This window comes from Priestia sp. HNGD-A6, from assembly GCF_045784335.1.
GTDB lineage: Bacteria > Bacillota > Bacilli > Bacillales > Bacillaceae_H > Priestia > Priestia zanthoxyli.
Genome location: NZ_CP138621.1, coordinates 859,061 through 873,039, shown reverse-complemented (window position 1 = coordinate 873,039; position 13,979 = coordinate 859,061). Strand labels below are relative to the sequence as shown.

The window sequence follows — 13,979 nt, the reverse complement described above, 5'->3', positions numbered from 1 at the left end:
TCATTCACTTGAATGATCTTTTTTTATGACTGTTTTGCAGCGGGAGTTGGAAACTGCATAGGCTGCATCGTGTTATCAATTTTAATAGGCTGATAACCGGACTGTTTTAAGTAAGTCAAAATAGTCGGCAGAGACTGTGCCGTAAAGGATTTGTCATGAAATAAAATGACGGGTGTTCTTCCGTTGGAGTTAACCCCTTGAATATGAGGTTCAAGGCCCTGAATAATTCTAGGTGCAGAACGAAGTGCCCAGTCTTCACTGTCTACATTCCAGTCCCATAATTTAAAGTGGCTTAGCAACTCTGTACGGTGCGGCTCTTTTAAATAAGGAACGCTGCCGTAAGGAACGCGGATTAACTTACTGTCAACACCGGTTACTTTCTTAACTGTCGCTTGACACTCCTGCATTTCTTTTAACGCGGCGCCGTCTTCACTATACATGACATGAATATCATGAGAGACGCCGTGACAGCCGATGGCATGTCCTTCCTGTGCTACTTTTTTAGCAATTTCAGGGTGAGCGTCAATTTGATACTTTAACATAAAGAAAGTTGCTTTTACGTTATATTGACGCAAAGCATCTAAAATGTGAAGGGTATCAGGCGTTGGGCCATCGTCAAACGTAAGGTAAACAGGCTGTGTAAGAGCTTGATTTTGATCGTTCACGGTATTTCCTACATACATATTATGGTGAAGTGTATTAAGCAGCTTCTCAGGTTGTGCTGAAGATGCAGCTTCTTTCAGCGGCAATGCAGTAGATGCTAAGACTTGCTGAGATGCAGCGGATTCACTTCCTTTGGCTTCTGTAATAAAAAATAAAGAAGCGACGATCACTAACACTAAAGACAAAAATGCATAAAATCGTTTGTTTGGCTTAAATCGTTTGTTCGGTTTAAATCGCTGGTTCAATTTGAAAATCCTTTCTACTAAACTACTATTTACTACTATAGTACAAAAAATGGAATATTAATAGTAAAAATCGACATTTTTATGGAAAAAAATTAGATGATATGACCCGGTTTTAATCTTTTTTTGTCAAATGAAAAAGGAGAACGAGACAGCGATAAGGATTTGAAGAGTGAGTAGCTAGATTTTTCCTGGTTTTTATAGTATGCTTTTAGCGTGAATGATTGTTAGGAGGAATGTTAATATGTCAATGGCATATGAAGAATATATGCGTCAGTTAGTTAAACCAATGCGTCAAGAATTAACTCAAGCTGGTTATGAAGAATTAACAACAGAGGAAGCCGTAGTTGATTTTATGGAAAACGTAGAAGGAACAACTTTTGTTGTCGTTAATTCAGTTTGTGGATGCGCTGCTGGTTTAGCACGTCCTGCAGCAACGCAAGCGTACTTACAGTCTGAGCAAAAACCAGATCAAGTGGTAACTGTTTTTGCCGGTCAAGATAAGGAAGCAACAGCTAAAATGCGTGAATATTTTGGGGACATTGAGCCTTCATCACCGTCTATGGCACTTTTAAAAGGAAAAGAAGTTGTTCATTTTATTCCTCGACATGAAATTGAAGGTCAGCCGTTAGAAGTTATTTTTGAAAACATTTTAAATGGCTTTAAGCAGCACTGTTCATAAAATGTCCTGCTTTTGTCACATCTAGTATATAGATTTTTAAAGAAAAATCGCATATACTTTATAAGAAAAAGGATGTCTATCGGCATCCTTTTTCTTTATGTAAATAGCCAAACAGTGTAGGGGGAGTTATGAAAGTGATTGTTACGACTGCTGGTCGAACAAATGAACAGATGATTGTAAAAGCCAAACAAGTAGCCGCTGATTTAAGTATACCTTTTGTAACAAGAGAGAAGAAATCTGTTGCAGATCTTCAAAATCTTGAAGCGGCAGACGTGCTGGTTGTCGGTAAAAATAGAGTAGAGTTGCACGTCCAAAATGAAGAGGAACCTATTTTTTTTCATCCAAACTCCGCTATGTTTAGAGTGAAGAGATGGCTGCGGGGAGAACGTGATCCGTTTATTGAAGCTGCTGGTTTAGAAAAAGGAATGAGCATGCTTGACTGTACACTTGGTCTTGCATCGGATAGTATGATGGCGAGCGTAGCGGTAGGGAAAAGTGGGAAAGTTGTCGGACTAGAAGGCAACCGCTATGTAGCTTATTTAGTCAAACAAGGACTTTTAAATTGGGAAAGTGACGTACGAGAGTTGAATGATGCAATGAAGCGTATAAACGTGGTTCATCAAAATTTTGAATCGTTTTTGGCGTGTTGTGAAGATAATTCTTTTGATGTTGTCTACTTTGATCCGATGTTTCAAGAACAAATTGAGGAATCGAATGGAATTAATGGTATTAAAGCAATAGCACTGTATACCACGCTGACGCCAATGGCTATACAAGAAGCAAAAAGAGTAGCCAAACAAAAGGTCGTGCTAAAAGATCATTGGAAAAGCAGTCGTTTTAAAGAGCATGGATTTACTGTGCAAAAACGAAAAACATCAAAATTTCATTACGGGACAATTTATATACAAAAATAACCAAAAAAGTAAAATTAATTACGCTCATTGAAAAGACTTCCAAAACCTTTTAGGAATTAAAAAGTTTTGGAAGTTTTTTTTATGAATTTCATCTAAAGTTCATAAAAGTATGATATATTTTTGAACATAAAAATACTTTTGTGTTTAAGCATCCAGCAAAAAAGGAATATCTTGTATAGGTTTCCGCTCGGTGTGACAACCTCAAACAGAAGAAGGAAGGTGGTAACTGAAAAGTCGTCAAATGCCCGTAGACAGCATAAATGAATAAGCAAATATAGGTAAAAAATTAATAAGTATGTTACAATACCTAGTGAGTTATGATAATGAATTTTACAATATGAAAAGACCATATGGGAAAAGATGAGAAAGGAAAGATACGAATGCCTAGATGGATAAAAAGAATGCTAATTGTATTTATTACAGTATTTACATTTGGGCTTGTCACTCCACCAGAATATTTATACGTTGATGATGCAAAAGCGGACAAGCAACATAAAGCAGGGTATGTAAGAGAAACAACTCCTGTCACAGCTGTTATAGAAGATATTCATTTGCCATATGAAGAACCAAAATATGAAGACGTTTCATCATTTGTTACGTATGCAATGGAATCAGCTGAAAAACAGTCAGTGGAAAAATTCGGAACAAAAATTGGTCCTGTCATTGAAGATGAATTTCGTCAAGCAGTGTTACCTAAAATTGAAGAAGTGCTGACCGACATTGGCACTGAACGTGAACAGTCAATTCAGAATCTCGAGATAAGCGAGCACCCTGCTGCTGGCTACGGTGAAAAGATTTTCCATGTATATGACCGGGAAACCGGTCAGGACTTAATACGGTTTCATGTACGGCGTGAAAATCCTCCAAAAGATGGATACTGGTTTAATTTTCACTATCATGCGGCCGCAGATAATTTTCAAAAGCATTATGATTTAGGGAAAATTTATTGGAACCGAAACATGCCGCCTAAGTGGTTCAGCTGATAATAGACACAACATTCTACAATTTCGAAATGTTAGCTTTTTTAAGCTAGCATTTTTTTACGTCTAAAACCGTTATGGTCTAAATAAGCTGAAACATTAGCACAACGATAAAAAAATCGTTTATAATGAAGTCAGACTTCTTACTATAGAGTTGTAGGAAGGAACGAATAGACGCTGGAGGTAACACAATGAAACAATTTACGGAAGAAAAACAATTTCGCGAACAAATTAAGAATGAAACACTAAGCGTTGGGATTTTTACGACAACGTGGTGTCCTGATTGCAAACGTTTGGATATGTTTATTGATGAAATCGTTGACGAAAATACAGATAAAGCATGGTTTAAAATTGACAAGGATGAGTTTGAAGAACTTTCTGCTGAAAACAATGTAATGGGTATTCCCTCTCTTCTTGTATATAAAAACGGTGAAAAAATTGCGCACCTGCACAGTGCAAATGCTAAAACGCCTGAAGCGGTCCGTGAATTTTTAGCAACTCTTTAATTCCCTAAGCTGCGAGAGCATTCTCGCAGCTTTTTTTGTGAGAATGGCTATTTCCATTTTTCGATGAGTGGGGTATACTAGGACAAGTGAATAATCGTAAAGCAATAAGGTCTCAATTTAAAGATTGAGTGAAAAGGGAAGTCTGGTGAAAAACCAGCGCGGTCCCGCCACTGTAAGCGCTTTGTGCGTAAGTCAGGAGACCTGCCTTATTGTTAGCTGTGAAACCTTCGAGGAAGGGTGAAGCAGGGTAATGAACATACATATCAAGTATAGTGAACGGATTCTTTTCCTGCTTATCTTGACGTTACCTGCTTTGCTTTCAATTGAAAGTAAAGCTTTTTTATTTTGAAGCTGCTGCCGAGCAGTATACATAGTCAAAGCGGAAAAAACGGGATAGCGCTGCTTTTTGCATGATCATTTGCTTTTTCTTTAACGTGGAGGTTTCGTATTCACAATGAACAATATATAGGGGGAGTATTTAGATGAAAAAATGGCTTTCGTATTCCATTATTGCGCTGTTAGTCATCGTACTTGCTGCATGCGGTGCAGGCAGCCAAAGCAACAGTGATAAAAAAACGAAGCAAGATACAGAACAAACGTCACAAGCTGCATTTCCAGTGAAGGTAAAAGACGCGCGTGATAAAGAAATTACGTTGAAAAAACAGCCTAAGAAAATTGTTTCATTAATGCCAAGTAATACGGAGATTGTATATGCCCTTGGCCTTGAGAAAGAATTAGTCGGTGTCACAAGCAACGATGATTATCCTAAAAGCGTAAAGAAAAAAGCGCAGGTGGGAGATATGAACGTTAATGCAGAAAAAGTTATTGCTTTAAATCCTGATTTAGTGCTGGCACACGCTTCAAGTATGGGCGTTTCAGATGAAGTATTTAAACAAATTGAAAGTGCGGGTATTCCGGTATTTGTTGTAAAAGATTCAACAACGTTTGATACGGTTTATGATTCTATTACGCAAATTGGTAAATTAACGGGTAAAACAAAAGAAGCTAATCAAACAATTAAAGACATGAAAGAAAAAGTAGCTTCAATTGAGAAAAAAGCAAAAACGATTTCAAAAGAAGATCGTAAAAAAGTATGGATAGAGGTATCGGGAGCTCCTGAGATTTATACAACAGGAAAAGGTACGTTCATGAACGAAATGCTTACTATGATCGGTGCTGATAACGTAGCGGCTAGTGAAAAGGGTTGGGTTAAGTTTTCTGAAGAGCAAGTTGTTAAGTTAAACCCTGACGTTATTATCGCAACGTATGATGCAGACAAAAATGAGATTATGAAGCGTCCCGCTTGGAGCAGCATGACTGCTGTAAAAGAGGGGAACATCGAAAAGGTTGATCAAAACAAAATCAACCGCTTAGGACCTCGTATTGTAGATGGCTTAGAGGACTTAGCAAAAGCAGTATACCCTGAGGTGTACAATAAATAAAAAGAGGGACCATATTCCAGTTCGAATTGAAAAGGGGATTGGTCCCTTTTCACATCTTAAAATTGAAGAACGGCCTGAGCTTTTAATCATGAAAACCGAGACTTCTTATAAAACATACAGCTCAGGCGTTTTAGGAACAGGCATCATGGAAACGGACACCTTTTACAATCGATTTGTTCATAAAGACTATTATTCAGATACTCCTTCTTTAGAGTATGAGCAATATTTGATGAAAGAAAATGTGCGCCATGAGCAAATCGTAGGGTTGATGACAGCGGTTTGGTTAAAAGAAAGAGCGGTTTACTGTTACGAAGGCTACGGAGTAAGAGTAGCTTCCGTGATAACGGCTGGAGTAGGAAACGCAGTAGATATTACAGCTGACGAAGCTGTTCCATTTTATTCCTCTCCCGGTACAATTAATATGTTTTTTTTCGTGGAAGGCACGCTTACGGATGCAGCGTTTTTACAGCTTTTTATTGCCGCTACAGAAGCCAAAACAAAAACGCTGTCACAGCTGGGTGTCATAGATCCAGCTACAAAGACGATTGCTACGGGAACATCTACGGACAGTATCTCAGTTGCAGCGTCTCAGCAAGGACCATTATATGAATATGCAGGCTCTATGACCGCTTTAGGTCAAGCGGTAGCCAAGCTGGTAAAAATAAGCTTAGAGCAGGCACTTAAGGAAAAGAGGTGAAGAAATGAGTATTGCACAAGCGATGATTGCACACCTGACAGCCATGACGATTGCTCTACTCATTGACCGAATCATAGGCGACCCAGAAAATTGGCCGCATCCCGTTCGCTGGTTTGGCAAGTGGATTTATTGGATGGATTCCAGATTAAATAAAGGCGCAGGAAAACGATTCAAAGGATTGCTTCTTGTGATAAGTATGGTGGTGCTCGCAGGAGTTATTCCTTTTTTATTCCTTCATGCTTTGTACGGAGTTCATTTTATACTAGGTGTTTTAGTAGAGGGGGTAATGATTGCGACTACTATATCCACTCGTTCCTTAAGCGAAGCTGCTTATAAGGTGCAAAAGCCGCTTCAGCTAGGAGATATGGAGAAAGCTAGATATGAAGTAAGCATGATTGTGGGACGAGATACGGATCGTTTATCAGAAGGAGAAATTGCCAGAGCGACGGTAGAGACCGTGGCTGAAAATACAAGTGATGGTATTACAGCTCCGCTTTTTTATGCATTTATAGGAGGAGGAGCCCTAGCCTTTTTTTACCGAGCTATTAACACATGCGATTCAATGGTTGGGTATAAAAATGACCGCTACTTTCTGTTCGGCTATTTTAGTGCAAAAACCGATGACGTATTAAACTATATTCCAAGTCGGTTAACTGCAGTGGTGATGACCGCTGTTAATGTAGCAAAAAGCCAATATTCTCTTTGGCATGTAACGAGTTTGATTAAGCGCGATGCTAAGAAGCATCCAAGTCCAAATAGCGGATACGGGGAAAGTGCAGTGGCTGCCCTTTTAGGTATTCAACTCGGCGGGCTTAATACATATAAAGGCATAGAATCTAATCGTGCAAAAATGGGCGAACCACTCATTCCCCTGCAAGCCGGTCATATTGAACAAGCTGTTTTCATTATGAAAAGGACGGTCTATGCTACGTGGTTATTCTATCTTTTGTTAGGAGGAGTTATTAGTGCTATTACCTACACATGGAGCTAACCCCAATGTCTTTTTAAAAGCAATAGGGGCCGAGAATTTGTCGCATCTAAAAGACTTTAGCGTAAACACAAATCCTTTAGGGGCTCCCCTTGTTCTTCACGAAAAGTGGAACGAATTCAAGGAAGCTGCGTTTAGTTACCCTGATCCTGAAGTAACAGAACTAAAAAATAAACTTGCAGCTCATCATCATGTTTCCGCTGCTCAAGTGCTGCCCACAAATGGAGCCGCTGAAGCGTTTTTCCTTATTGCTTCTTTATTTTCAGGAGAGAAAGCGGGGATTGTACAGCCGACGTTTGTCGAATACGAACAGGCAAGTAAAGCGTATGGATGTGAAGTGACATACGTTCCTTTAGCTGAAGAAAATGGCTGGAGCTGGGATATAGAGTTGATTATGAGTATTCTTCCGGATATAAAAGTACTATGGATTTGTCACCCAAATAATCCAACGGGCGTTATGTATAGTCACGAGGAATGGATGAAAGTAGTAAAAGCTGCTGCTCATCATGGTACATACTTAATAATTGATGAAGCATTTATTGATTTTGTCGAACATCAGCCTTCATTTGATTCTCTTATTCTAAACTATGAACATCTCATTGTTGTGCGTTCGATGACAAAGATGTTTAATATTGCGGGGCTTCGCCTTGGCTATATTTTGGCAAATGAAAAAATCATTAGCAAGATGTCTAAAAAACAACCTCCTTGGAGTGTAAACGGATTGTCGCAGCAAGTAGGGATGATATGTGTAGATGAAAAAGATTTTGTGAAAAAAACCGTACATTATATTAAACAAGAACGAAAACGGATCTTGAGTCAATTAGAAGAATGGGGGCTTTTGGTTTCTCCGTCTCAAACAAACTATTATCTTTGCAGCGTTCCGTCTTCTATTAAAACGCGCGATTGGCTTATCTATTTAGCAAGCCGCGGTGTGGTAGCTCGGCATACCGAAAACTTCCCATTTTTAAATGGACGCTATATCCGTTTGGCTGTGAAAACGAAAGAAGAAAATGACTATTTACTTAACGTAATCAAACAAGGACTCGATGAAATATGATCATCTTTATTAGCGGAGGGGTTCGAAGCGGCAAATCACGTGCAGCGGAGAATATGGTTCAAACTTTTTGTACAAAGCGCGCTGTTTATATTGCCACAAGCCGGCAAACAGATAGTGAAATGCAAAAACGTATCCAGCTTCATCAAACAGAACGTCAAGCGGCGAACACGCCTTGGGCAACGATCGAGCAGTCTGTAGATTTACAACAAATTCTTCCAAACCTTCGAAGTGATGATACTATACTCTTGGACTGTGTCACAAACTGGCTTGCCAATGAGCTTTTTTTAACCGAAAAAAGGTGGCAAACAAAAGAAGGTAAACAAGAGGTTTTTCGTCAGATGATAGAAGCGCTCGATAAGCTGTTTGCGCAGTCTCAGACGGTCGTGCTAGTATCTAATGAACTGTTTGAAGCGGGCGTGTTAGAGGAGCCGACATATAGCTATATGCATATGTTAGGGAAATTACATCAGTATATTGTAGAAAAAGCAGATGTGGCTATTTGTGTAGAAGCGGGACTTTCCCGTTTTAAAAAAGGAAAGGAATGTGTAAGCAAATGAAAGAATGGATAGCCATACTACGAATCTCTCTTCAGTTTTTTACGATCTTACCACTGGCTAAAACCGTTCAATGGACTGAAAAAAGAACGGCACGCTCACTTTTTGTCCTGCCTTGGATTGGCATATTACTAGGTTTAATGTTTTATAGCTTTTTACAGCTGCTTCACTATTCACCTATCACTGCTATTGTTAGCAGTATTTTAGTTTTGCTTTTGCCGCTTGTTTTAACGGGTGGTCTTCATGTAGACGGGTGGATGGATGTAAGTGATGCGTATTTTTCCCATCAGTCAAAGGAAAAGAAACTGCAGATTTTAAGCGATCCGCACGTTGGGTCTTTTGCTATTCTTTCTCTTATTGTTCTGCTTCTGCTGCGCTTTAGTGCAATCTATGAATTAACGTCTCTTTCTTCTTTATCGGTTTGGGCATGTATAACCGTCTTTACACTTCCAAGAATCGGAGCCGCTTTCTTAGTCATGAGAGATAAGCCCGCTAAAGATACGGGGCTTGCTGCTTATTTTCAAAAAGGAGTCACCAAATGGTCTATTTATGCATTTATCGTCATGAGCCTATTCTTAGTTGCTATTTTCATTGTTTTTATAGACAATAAATTCATTATCTTTTTCTTTGCCGGTTTTTTATGGCTCTGGATACGGTTTTATCGTTCGCAGTTTGGTGGCGTAACAGGAGATGTTATAGGTGCAACCATTGAAGGAGGAGAAACGTTTTTATGGATAATCCTTTGGTTATCACATGTATTCGCCATGGCATGACGCTTGAAAATCAACAAAAAAAATATATAGGGTGGAGTGATCCGCCTTTAAGTATAGAAGGGAAAAATGAATTAAAAGAGCTTTCTCTAGAGCCGGAGCTCGTTATTTCCAGTGACTTAAAAAGAGCGCTAGAAACAAGTTCAATTGTTTTTCCTAAATCTCAGGTGATTAAAAGGGAAAGTTGGCGTGAGCTGCATTTTGGAGATTGGGAAGAGAAGACGTATGAAGATTTAAAAAACATACGGGCATATAGAAATTGGATCGATCACTGGGCAGAACATACGCCTCCGAATGGTGAAAGCTTCTCAGGATTTTCAAACCGAGTTTGGGAAGCTTGGGAAGAAGCGGTCGATTTGGCGGCTAGTCAGCAATTGCGTCACATTGCTATTGTTTCACACGGCGGACCACTGCGTTTACTTGCGTCCCATTTTAAACAGACAGCGTCGCTTTGGGATGTTTCTTTTTCTTATGGAGAAGGTTTTTCAGTAACGTGCACATACAAACAGGCAAAGGAGAGAAGAGCATGCATTTCGTATTCGGCGGTGCATTTACCGGCAAAAGAAAATGGGTGAAGCAGCAGTATGCCAGTGAGTCGATAAAATGGCATTGTTTGTATGAAGACCCCGTTTTACCGGCCATTGAGTTTGAAGAAAGTTACATTGTGCTAGAAGGATTTGAGCACTATGTTAAGGAATTAATACATAGCGAGCTGGAGGCTCCGCATCTTGTTGTTAAAAAGGTCATACAGAAGTGGAGAGACAGCGGTGTATGGGAACAGTTAATAGTGATTGGAACTGAAGTCGGCAAAGGCATTGTTCCTTTAGATCCAATAGAGCGGCAGTGGAGAGATGAATGCGGGTATGCGTATCAGCATTTGGCGGCACATGCCCAGAAAGTAGATCACATTTGGTACGGAATTGCTAATCGATTGAAGGAGGAAATACAATGAACATTTACACAAAAACAGGGGACAAAGGGCAGACAAGCTTAATTGGAGGAAGAGTAAATAAAGATGATATTCGAGTGGAAGCATACGGGACGATTGATGAGCTAAATGGCTTTGTAGGTCAAGCGATTTATCAGCTGGATGAAACAACATTAAAAGATGTAAAAGAAGAGCTAATTACGATTCAGCATGAGCTTTTTGACTGTGGAAGTGATTTAGCATTTGCAAAAGATGATCATCCGTACAAAGTAACGAATGACATGATAGCAGTACTTGAAAAGCGCATTGATGTCTATATGTCAGAAGCGCCGGCCATTGAGCGTTTTATTTTACCTGGAGGCACACCTGCAGCGACAACGCTTCATATTTGTCGGACGATTACACGCCGCGCAGAACGGCTTGTTGTTGGCGTGCAGCGTGAGCATAAAATTAATGTGGCGGTGCTTCAGTATTTAAATCGTTTATCCGATTATTTCTTTGCTGCGGCTCGAATCGCTAACGCGCGAGAAAATGTACAAGACGTAGAGTATATTCGCAGTGCCAAAGTATTTAAACAACCTAAAAAATAATGTATAAAAAACGGTCGAGCTAAAAGCGATCGTTTTTTTTTTTTTTTTTGAGCTATTTCGATAGGCAAAATAAAGCTATAAAAAAGAGGTAAATGCATCTATAATGATAAGAGACAGAGAGATAAAGAAAAGAGGTTGAGAAATGAATCAAGATTCTAAACGAGCAGGTATTGTTTATACAGCCAGCGCTTACGTTATGTGGGGGCTTTTTCCGCTTTACTGGAAGCTTCTTGGCGAGGTGAATGCGAATGAAATACTCGCTCACCGCGTTATATGGTCATTTGTTTTTATGCTTTTACTTTTGCTTGTGACAAAGCAAATGAGTTCTTTAAAGAAGACGCTTGGTTTATTATTTCGTAATACGAAACAAGCGGCCATTTTATTTGTGGCTTCAGTGCTGATCAGCATCAACTGGTTCGTTTACATTTGGGCGGTTAACCATAATCATATTATTGAAACAAGTTTAGGTTACTACATCAATCCGCTCGTTAGTATTTTGCTTGGCATAGTCGTTTTAAAAGAGAAGCTTAATTTTTGGCAAGGTGCTTCGGTTGGATTGGCTGCTATAGGTGTTATCGTTATGACAGTTACATACGGACATATCCCATGGGTATCATTAAGCTTAGCGTTTAGCTTTGGTTTGTACGGTCTTGTAAAAAAGACTATTCAGTTAGAAGCAAAAGTAGGATTAACGATTGAAACAATGATGGTTGCACCTATTGCAGTTATTTATTTTATTTTTCTTTTAGTGAAAGGATCTTCAAGTTTTTCCCTTCAGTCGCTTGATGTGAGTGCTCTTTTAATTGGAGGCGGTGTTGCTACAGCTATGCCACTATTGTATTTCGCTAAAGGGGCCCCGCTTATTCCGCTATCGATGGTCGGTTTTTTGCAGTACATTGCTCCTACCATGACGCTTTTATTAGGGGTATTCGTGTATCACGAACCGTTTTCTAGCGTGGAAATGATTGCCTTTTTGTTCATTTGGGGCGGGTCGGTGATGTTCATTTTATCTAAAACTAAGTTCATGAGCTCTCATCAGCCGAAATTCTTTAAAGGGCGTTCAGCTTAACGGACAAAAAAGCGGATATCTTTAGATATGCGCTTTTTTGTCTGCTGTAAAGAAATAAAAACGGAGACGGAAAAGTCACCGTATGTATACTTTATAGCTTCCGCTTGAAATGAGCGTTCAACTGACCTTGAAGCATTTGGTTTTTTACTTCTTTCATTTTTCTCGCTTCATCTTTTTTAGCCAGTTCTGTGCGTATTTCACTCGTTTGAACTCCTTCTTCTATACGATCGGCAATATCCATTAATCGTTCGACGTCTGAAAACGAATATTTCCGGATACCCGTATTGGTTCGGTCCGGAAAGAGCAGGCTTCTTTTCTCATAGTAGCGAATTTGTCTTTCTGATAAACCGGTTAATTCTTTTACAATCCCAATAGACATGACTTTTTTATCTCGATATGACGCTTCATTCGTAGACAATCTCCCTCACCCCTGAGTACGTAGTAGTATGTTATTATAAAGGAAAAAAATACAAAAAATTATAACATGTAATACATTCTAACATATATATGTTATATTTTTGAATTACTATGTGAGAAAAAGTGACATAAATAATGAAATAGGGAAAAGAGTCCTATAAACTAATGATTAACTCGATCCCAAGTGGTTAACCATACAGGATAAAGCCTTGTGGTTAATCACTTGCTTTCAAAATGATGAATAGAAAATAAATGTGAGAATATACATAAATTCTAAAAGGGAAGGGCGTTTTACATGGCTGTGCAACAATTGAAAAAAGAAGAGATTATTGAGCTGGCAAAAGAAATTATTGAACTCGATTTGAAAAGAGATGAAAAATTTGAAGAATTGACAGAGTTAGCCGGAAATCGTGCATATGAAATTTTGCGCAGAGTACAAAATGCCTGTTTATAAGTAATAAAAAAATCCCGCCTAGAGCGGGATTTTTAATGAGATTGTTGTTCAAGATTAAATAATTCTTGTTTCATCTTAGCGTGATCGAGGTTTTCACCTATAAAGACAAGAGTGGTGGGCAGCTTCATCATTTCTTTCATATATAGAGGCATGCCGTATGAATATTGAAACGAATACGTATCATTCGAATGAGTGAAGCGCATATAGCCTTTAATGCGATAAATGGTATCTGGCATTTGGCGCAGCCAATTTTCAAATAATTCAAGATCCACTTTTTTTGTAAACTCATATACAAATGTTTTCAAATGAAGATGATCTTCAACATGAGCCTTATGGTGCGGCTGTTTTTGAGACAGCTGAGCTTTTTGAATCACATCAAGCTTCACGCGGGAAAATGTCGTTAATAATGTCCTTGCACTAGCGTTAATGGATTGAATCTCAAAAAGCAGGGAAGACTTTTCTGACTCAGACAGCATGTCCGTTTTATTTAATAAAATTACATCCCCATGTTTTACTTGTTCTTGAAGAAGTTTTTGAAGTTGAATGCTTAAGGAACCACGTTCTTTCCATCTTGTCGCATCCAGTGTGGTGATAATACTTTTAATCGTAACTTGATGCGCAAAAAGAGGAGACATACAAGCATCTAATACTTCAATGGGATGGGCAACTCCCGTTGTTTCTATATAGATAGCATCCAATGTGTTCTCCTGTAAAAGTGAATGAAGCTGCGTTTCAAATTGACCTTGAATCGTACAGCACACGCAGCCATTTAGCAATTCTTTTAACGGCGTGTCTTCTTCTACTTCATTTGAGTCAATCGAAACTTGGCCAAGCTCATTCATCACAACAGCAATATTGCGATTACGATCTTTTTCTTGCTGAAGCAGCTGTTTAAGCAACGTTGTTTTTCCGCTGCCTAAAAATCCAGATAAAATGTAGATTTCTGTTTTCATTTCAGTCTCTCCTATGTAAATAACATTATTTAAATCGGAATTTTTCCGATTACGGGTTGGTAAATCGTATATC

The 13,979-nt window shown here is 38.9% G+C and carries 18 protein-coding genes and 1 riboswitch; of the genes, 15 read left to right on the top strand and 3 right to left on the bottom strand.

What is annotated here, in order from left to right; genetic code table 11:
- Positions 1–23: 23 nt before the first annotated feature.
- Positions 24–908 (bottom strand): polysaccharide deacetylase family protein, encoded by an 885-nt coding sequence (locus tag SCI76_RS04515; protein ID WP_028413647.1) that lies wholly within the window; start codon positions 906–908, stop codon positions 24–26.
- 241 nt (positions 909–1,149) lie between these two features.
- Between SCI76_RS04515 and SCI76_RS04510 the strand changes: the two genes are divergently transcribed.
- The 14 genes from SCI76_RS04510 to rarD all read left to right on the top strand — a co-directional run bounded on the left by SCI76_RS04510 (position 1,150) and on the right by rarD (position 12,082).
- The gene (locus SCI76_RS04510) at positions 1,150–1,587 is read left to right on the top strand and encodes a BrxA/BrxB family bacilliredoxin (RefSeq protein ID WP_013056693.1); all 438 of its coding nucleotides are present in this window, start codon (positions 1,150–1,152) and stop codon (positions 1,585–1,587) included.
- 128 nt (positions 1,588–1,715) lie between these two features.
- Positions 1,716–2,501, top strand: coding sequence for a class I SAM-dependent methyltransferase (locus SCI76_RS04505; RefSeq protein ID WP_221833481.1), 786 nt, complete (start codon positions 1,716–1,718; stop codon positions 2,499–2,501).
- A 380-nt stretch (positions 2,502–2,881) separates the two neighbouring features.
- Positions 2,882–3,484 (top strand): YpjP family protein, encoded by a 603-nt coding sequence (locus tag SCI76_RS04500; protein ID WP_028413645.1) that lies wholly within the window; start codon positions 2,882–2,884, stop codon positions 3,482–3,484.
- Positions 3,485–3,672: 188 nt separating this feature from the next.
- Positions 3,673–3,987: a thioredoxin family protein gene (locus tag SCI76_RS04495; protein WP_013056696.1), complete on the top strand. Its 315-nt coding sequence runs from the start codon at positions 3,673–3,675 to the stop codon at positions 3,985–3,987.
- A 90-nt stretch (positions 3,988–4,077) separates the two neighbouring features.
- A riboswitch (cobalamin riboswitch) is annotated at positions 4,078–4,211 on the top strand.
- Positions 4,212–4,469: 258 nt separating this feature from the next.
- Entirely contained in the window at positions 4,470–5,429 is a 960-nt protein-coding gene (locus tag SCI76_RS04490; protein WP_028413644.1) for an ABC transporter substrate-binding protein, read from the top strand.
- A gap of 88 nt (positions 5,430–5,517) precedes the next feature.
- Positions 5,518–6,126: an adenosylcobinamide amidohydrolase gene (locus tag SCI76_RS04485; RefSeq protein ID WP_048021298.1), complete on the top strand. Its 609-nt coding sequence runs from the start codon at positions 5,518–5,520 to the stop codon at positions 6,124–6,126.
- Positions 6,127–6,130: 4 nt separating this feature from the next.
- Complete coding sequence (cbiB, locus tag SCI76_RS04480) at positions 6,131–7,117, top strand: adenosylcobinamide-phosphate synthase CbiB (protein WP_033578767.1); 987 nt, start codon at positions 6,131–6,133, stop codon at positions 7,115–7,117.
- Complete coding sequence (gene cobD / locus SCI76_RS04475) at positions 7,092–8,171, top strand: threonine-phosphate decarboxylase CobD (protein WP_028413641.1); 1,080 nt, start codon at positions 7,092–7,094, stop codon at positions 8,169–8,171. The genes cbiB and cobD overlap by 26 nt, the downstream gene beginning before the upstream one ends.
- Positions 8,168–8,728: a bifunctional adenosylcobinamide kinase/adenosylcobinamide-phosphate guanylyltransferase gene (locus SCI76_RS04470; RefSeq protein ID WP_028413640.1), complete on the top strand. Its 561-nt coding sequence runs from the start codon at positions 8,168–8,170 to the stop codon at positions 8,726–8,728. Before cobD ends, SCI76_RS04470 begins: the two co-directional genes overlap by 4 nt.
- Complete coding sequence (gene cobS, locus SCI76_RS04465; RefSeq protein WP_028413639.1) at positions 8,725–9,498, top strand: adenosylcobinamide-GDP ribazoletransferase; 774 nt, start codon at positions 8,725–8,727, stop codon at positions 9,496–9,498. The genes SCI76_RS04470 and cobS overlap by 4 nt, the downstream gene beginning before the upstream one ends.
- On the top strand, positions 9,456–10,070 hold the full coding sequence (locus SCI76_RS04460) for a histidine phosphatase family protein (RefSeq protein WP_048021295.1): 615 nt from the start codon (positions 9,456–9,458) through the stop codon (positions 10,068–10,070). The genes cobS and SCI76_RS04460 overlap by 43 nt, the downstream gene beginning before the upstream one ends.
- On the top strand, positions 10,022–10,447 hold the full coding sequence (locus SCI76_RS04455; RefSeq protein WP_033578770.1) for a bifunctional adenosylcobinamide kinase/adenosylcobinamide-phosphate guanylyltransferase: 426 nt from the start codon (positions 10,022–10,024) through the stop codon (positions 10,445–10,447). Before SCI76_RS04460 ends, SCI76_RS04455 begins: the two co-directional genes overlap by 49 nt.
- Positions 10,444–11,013 carry a cob(I)yrinic acid a,c-diamide adenosyltransferase gene (locus SCI76_RS04450; protein WP_048021293.1) on the top strand — a complete coding sequence of 190 codons (570 nt, stop codon included), beginning with the start codon at positions 10,444–10,446 and terminating at the stop codon, positions 11,011–11,013. Before SCI76_RS04455 ends, SCI76_RS04450 begins: the two co-directional genes overlap by 4 nt.
- A gap of 142 nt (positions 11,014–11,155) precedes the next feature.
- On the top strand, positions 11,156–12,082 hold the full coding sequence (gene rarD / locus SCI76_RS04445) for an EamA family transporter RarD (RefSeq protein WP_048021292.1): 927 nt from the start codon (positions 11,156–11,158) through the stop codon (positions 12,080–12,082).
- 91 nt (positions 12,083–12,173) lie between these two features.
- Here rarD and SCI76_RS04440 read toward each other — a convergent pair whose 3' ends face one another.
- Positions 12,174–12,500, bottom strand: coding sequence for a MerR family transcriptional regulator (locus SCI76_RS04440; protein ID WP_013082852.1), 327 nt, complete (start codon positions 12,498–12,500; stop codon positions 12,174–12,176).
- 294 nt (positions 12,501–12,794) lie between these two features.
- Between SCI76_RS04440 and SCI76_RS04435 the strand changes: the two genes are divergently transcribed.
- Positions 12,795–12,953, top strand: coding sequence for a hypothetical protein (locus SCI76_RS04435; RefSeq protein WP_013056708.1), 159 nt, complete (start codon positions 12,795–12,797; stop codon positions 12,951–12,953).
- A gap of 32 nt (positions 12,954–12,985) precedes the next feature.
- On the opposite strand, the gene SCI76_RS04430 is transcribed toward SCI76_RS04435, so the two are convergent.
- Positions 12,986–13,906: a GTP-binding protein gene (locus SCI76_RS04430; protein WP_014460454.1), complete on the bottom strand. Its 921-nt coding sequence runs from the start codon at positions 13,904–13,906 to the stop codon at positions 12,986–12,988.
- Positions 13,907–13,979 lie beyond the last annotated feature (73 nt).

Coding starts and splice junctions, on each gene's coding strand:
- SCI76_RS04510 (WP_013056693.1), top strand. CDS start 1,150: ATGTCAATGGCATATGAAGAATATATGCGTCAGTTAGTTAAACCAATG.
- SCI76_RS04505 (WP_221833481.1), top strand. CDS start 1,716: ATGAAAGTGATTGTTACGACTGCTGGTCGAACAAATGAACAGATGATT.
- SCI76_RS04500 (WP_028413645.1), top strand. CDS start 2,882: ATGCCTAGATGGATAAAAAGAATGCTAATTGTATTTATTACAGTATTT.
- SCI76_RS04495 (WP_013056696.1), top strand. CDS start 3,673: ATGAAACAATTTACGGAAGAAAAACAATTTCGCGAACAAATTAAGAAT.
- SCI76_RS04490 (WP_028413644.1), top strand. CDS start 4,470: ATGAAAAAATGGCTTTCGTATTCCATTATTGCGCTGTTAGTCATCGTA.
- SCI76_RS04485 (WP_048021298.1), top strand. CDS start 5,518: ATGAAAACCGAGACTTCTTATAAAACATACAGCTCAGGCGTTTTAGGA.
- cbiB (WP_033578767.1), top strand. CDS start 6,131: ATGAGTATTGCACAAGCGATGATTGCACACCTGACAGCCATGACGATT.
- SCI76_RS04470 (WP_028413640.1), top strand. CDS start 8,168: ATGATCATCTTTATTAGCGGAGGGGTTCGAAGCGGCAAATCACGTGCA.
- cobS (WP_028413639.1), top strand. CDS start 8,725: ATGAAAGAATGGATAGCCATACTACGAATCTCTCTTCAGTTTTTTACG.
- SCI76_RS04460 (WP_048021295.1), top strand. CDS start 9,456: ATGGATAATCCTTTGGTTATCACATGTATTCGCCATGGCATGACGCTT.
- SCI76_RS04455 (WP_033578770.1), top strand. CDS start 10,022: ATGCATTTCGTATTCGGCGGTGCATTTACCGGCAAAAGAAAATGGGTG.
- SCI76_RS04450 (WP_048021293.1), top strand. CDS start 10,444: ATGAACATTTACACAAAAACAGGGGACAAAGGGCAGACAAGCTTAATT.
- rarD (WP_048021292.1), top strand. CDS start 11,156: ATGAATCAAGATTCTAAACGAGCAGGTATTGTTTATACAGCCAGCGCT.
- SCI76_RS04435 (WP_013056708.1), top strand. CDS start 12,795: ATGGCTGTGCAACAATTGAAAAAAGAAGAGATTATTGAGCTGGCAAAA.
- SCI76_RS04430 (WP_014460454.1), bottom strand. CDS start 13,906: ATGAAAACAGAAATCTACATTTTATCTGGATTTTTAGGCAGCGGAAAA.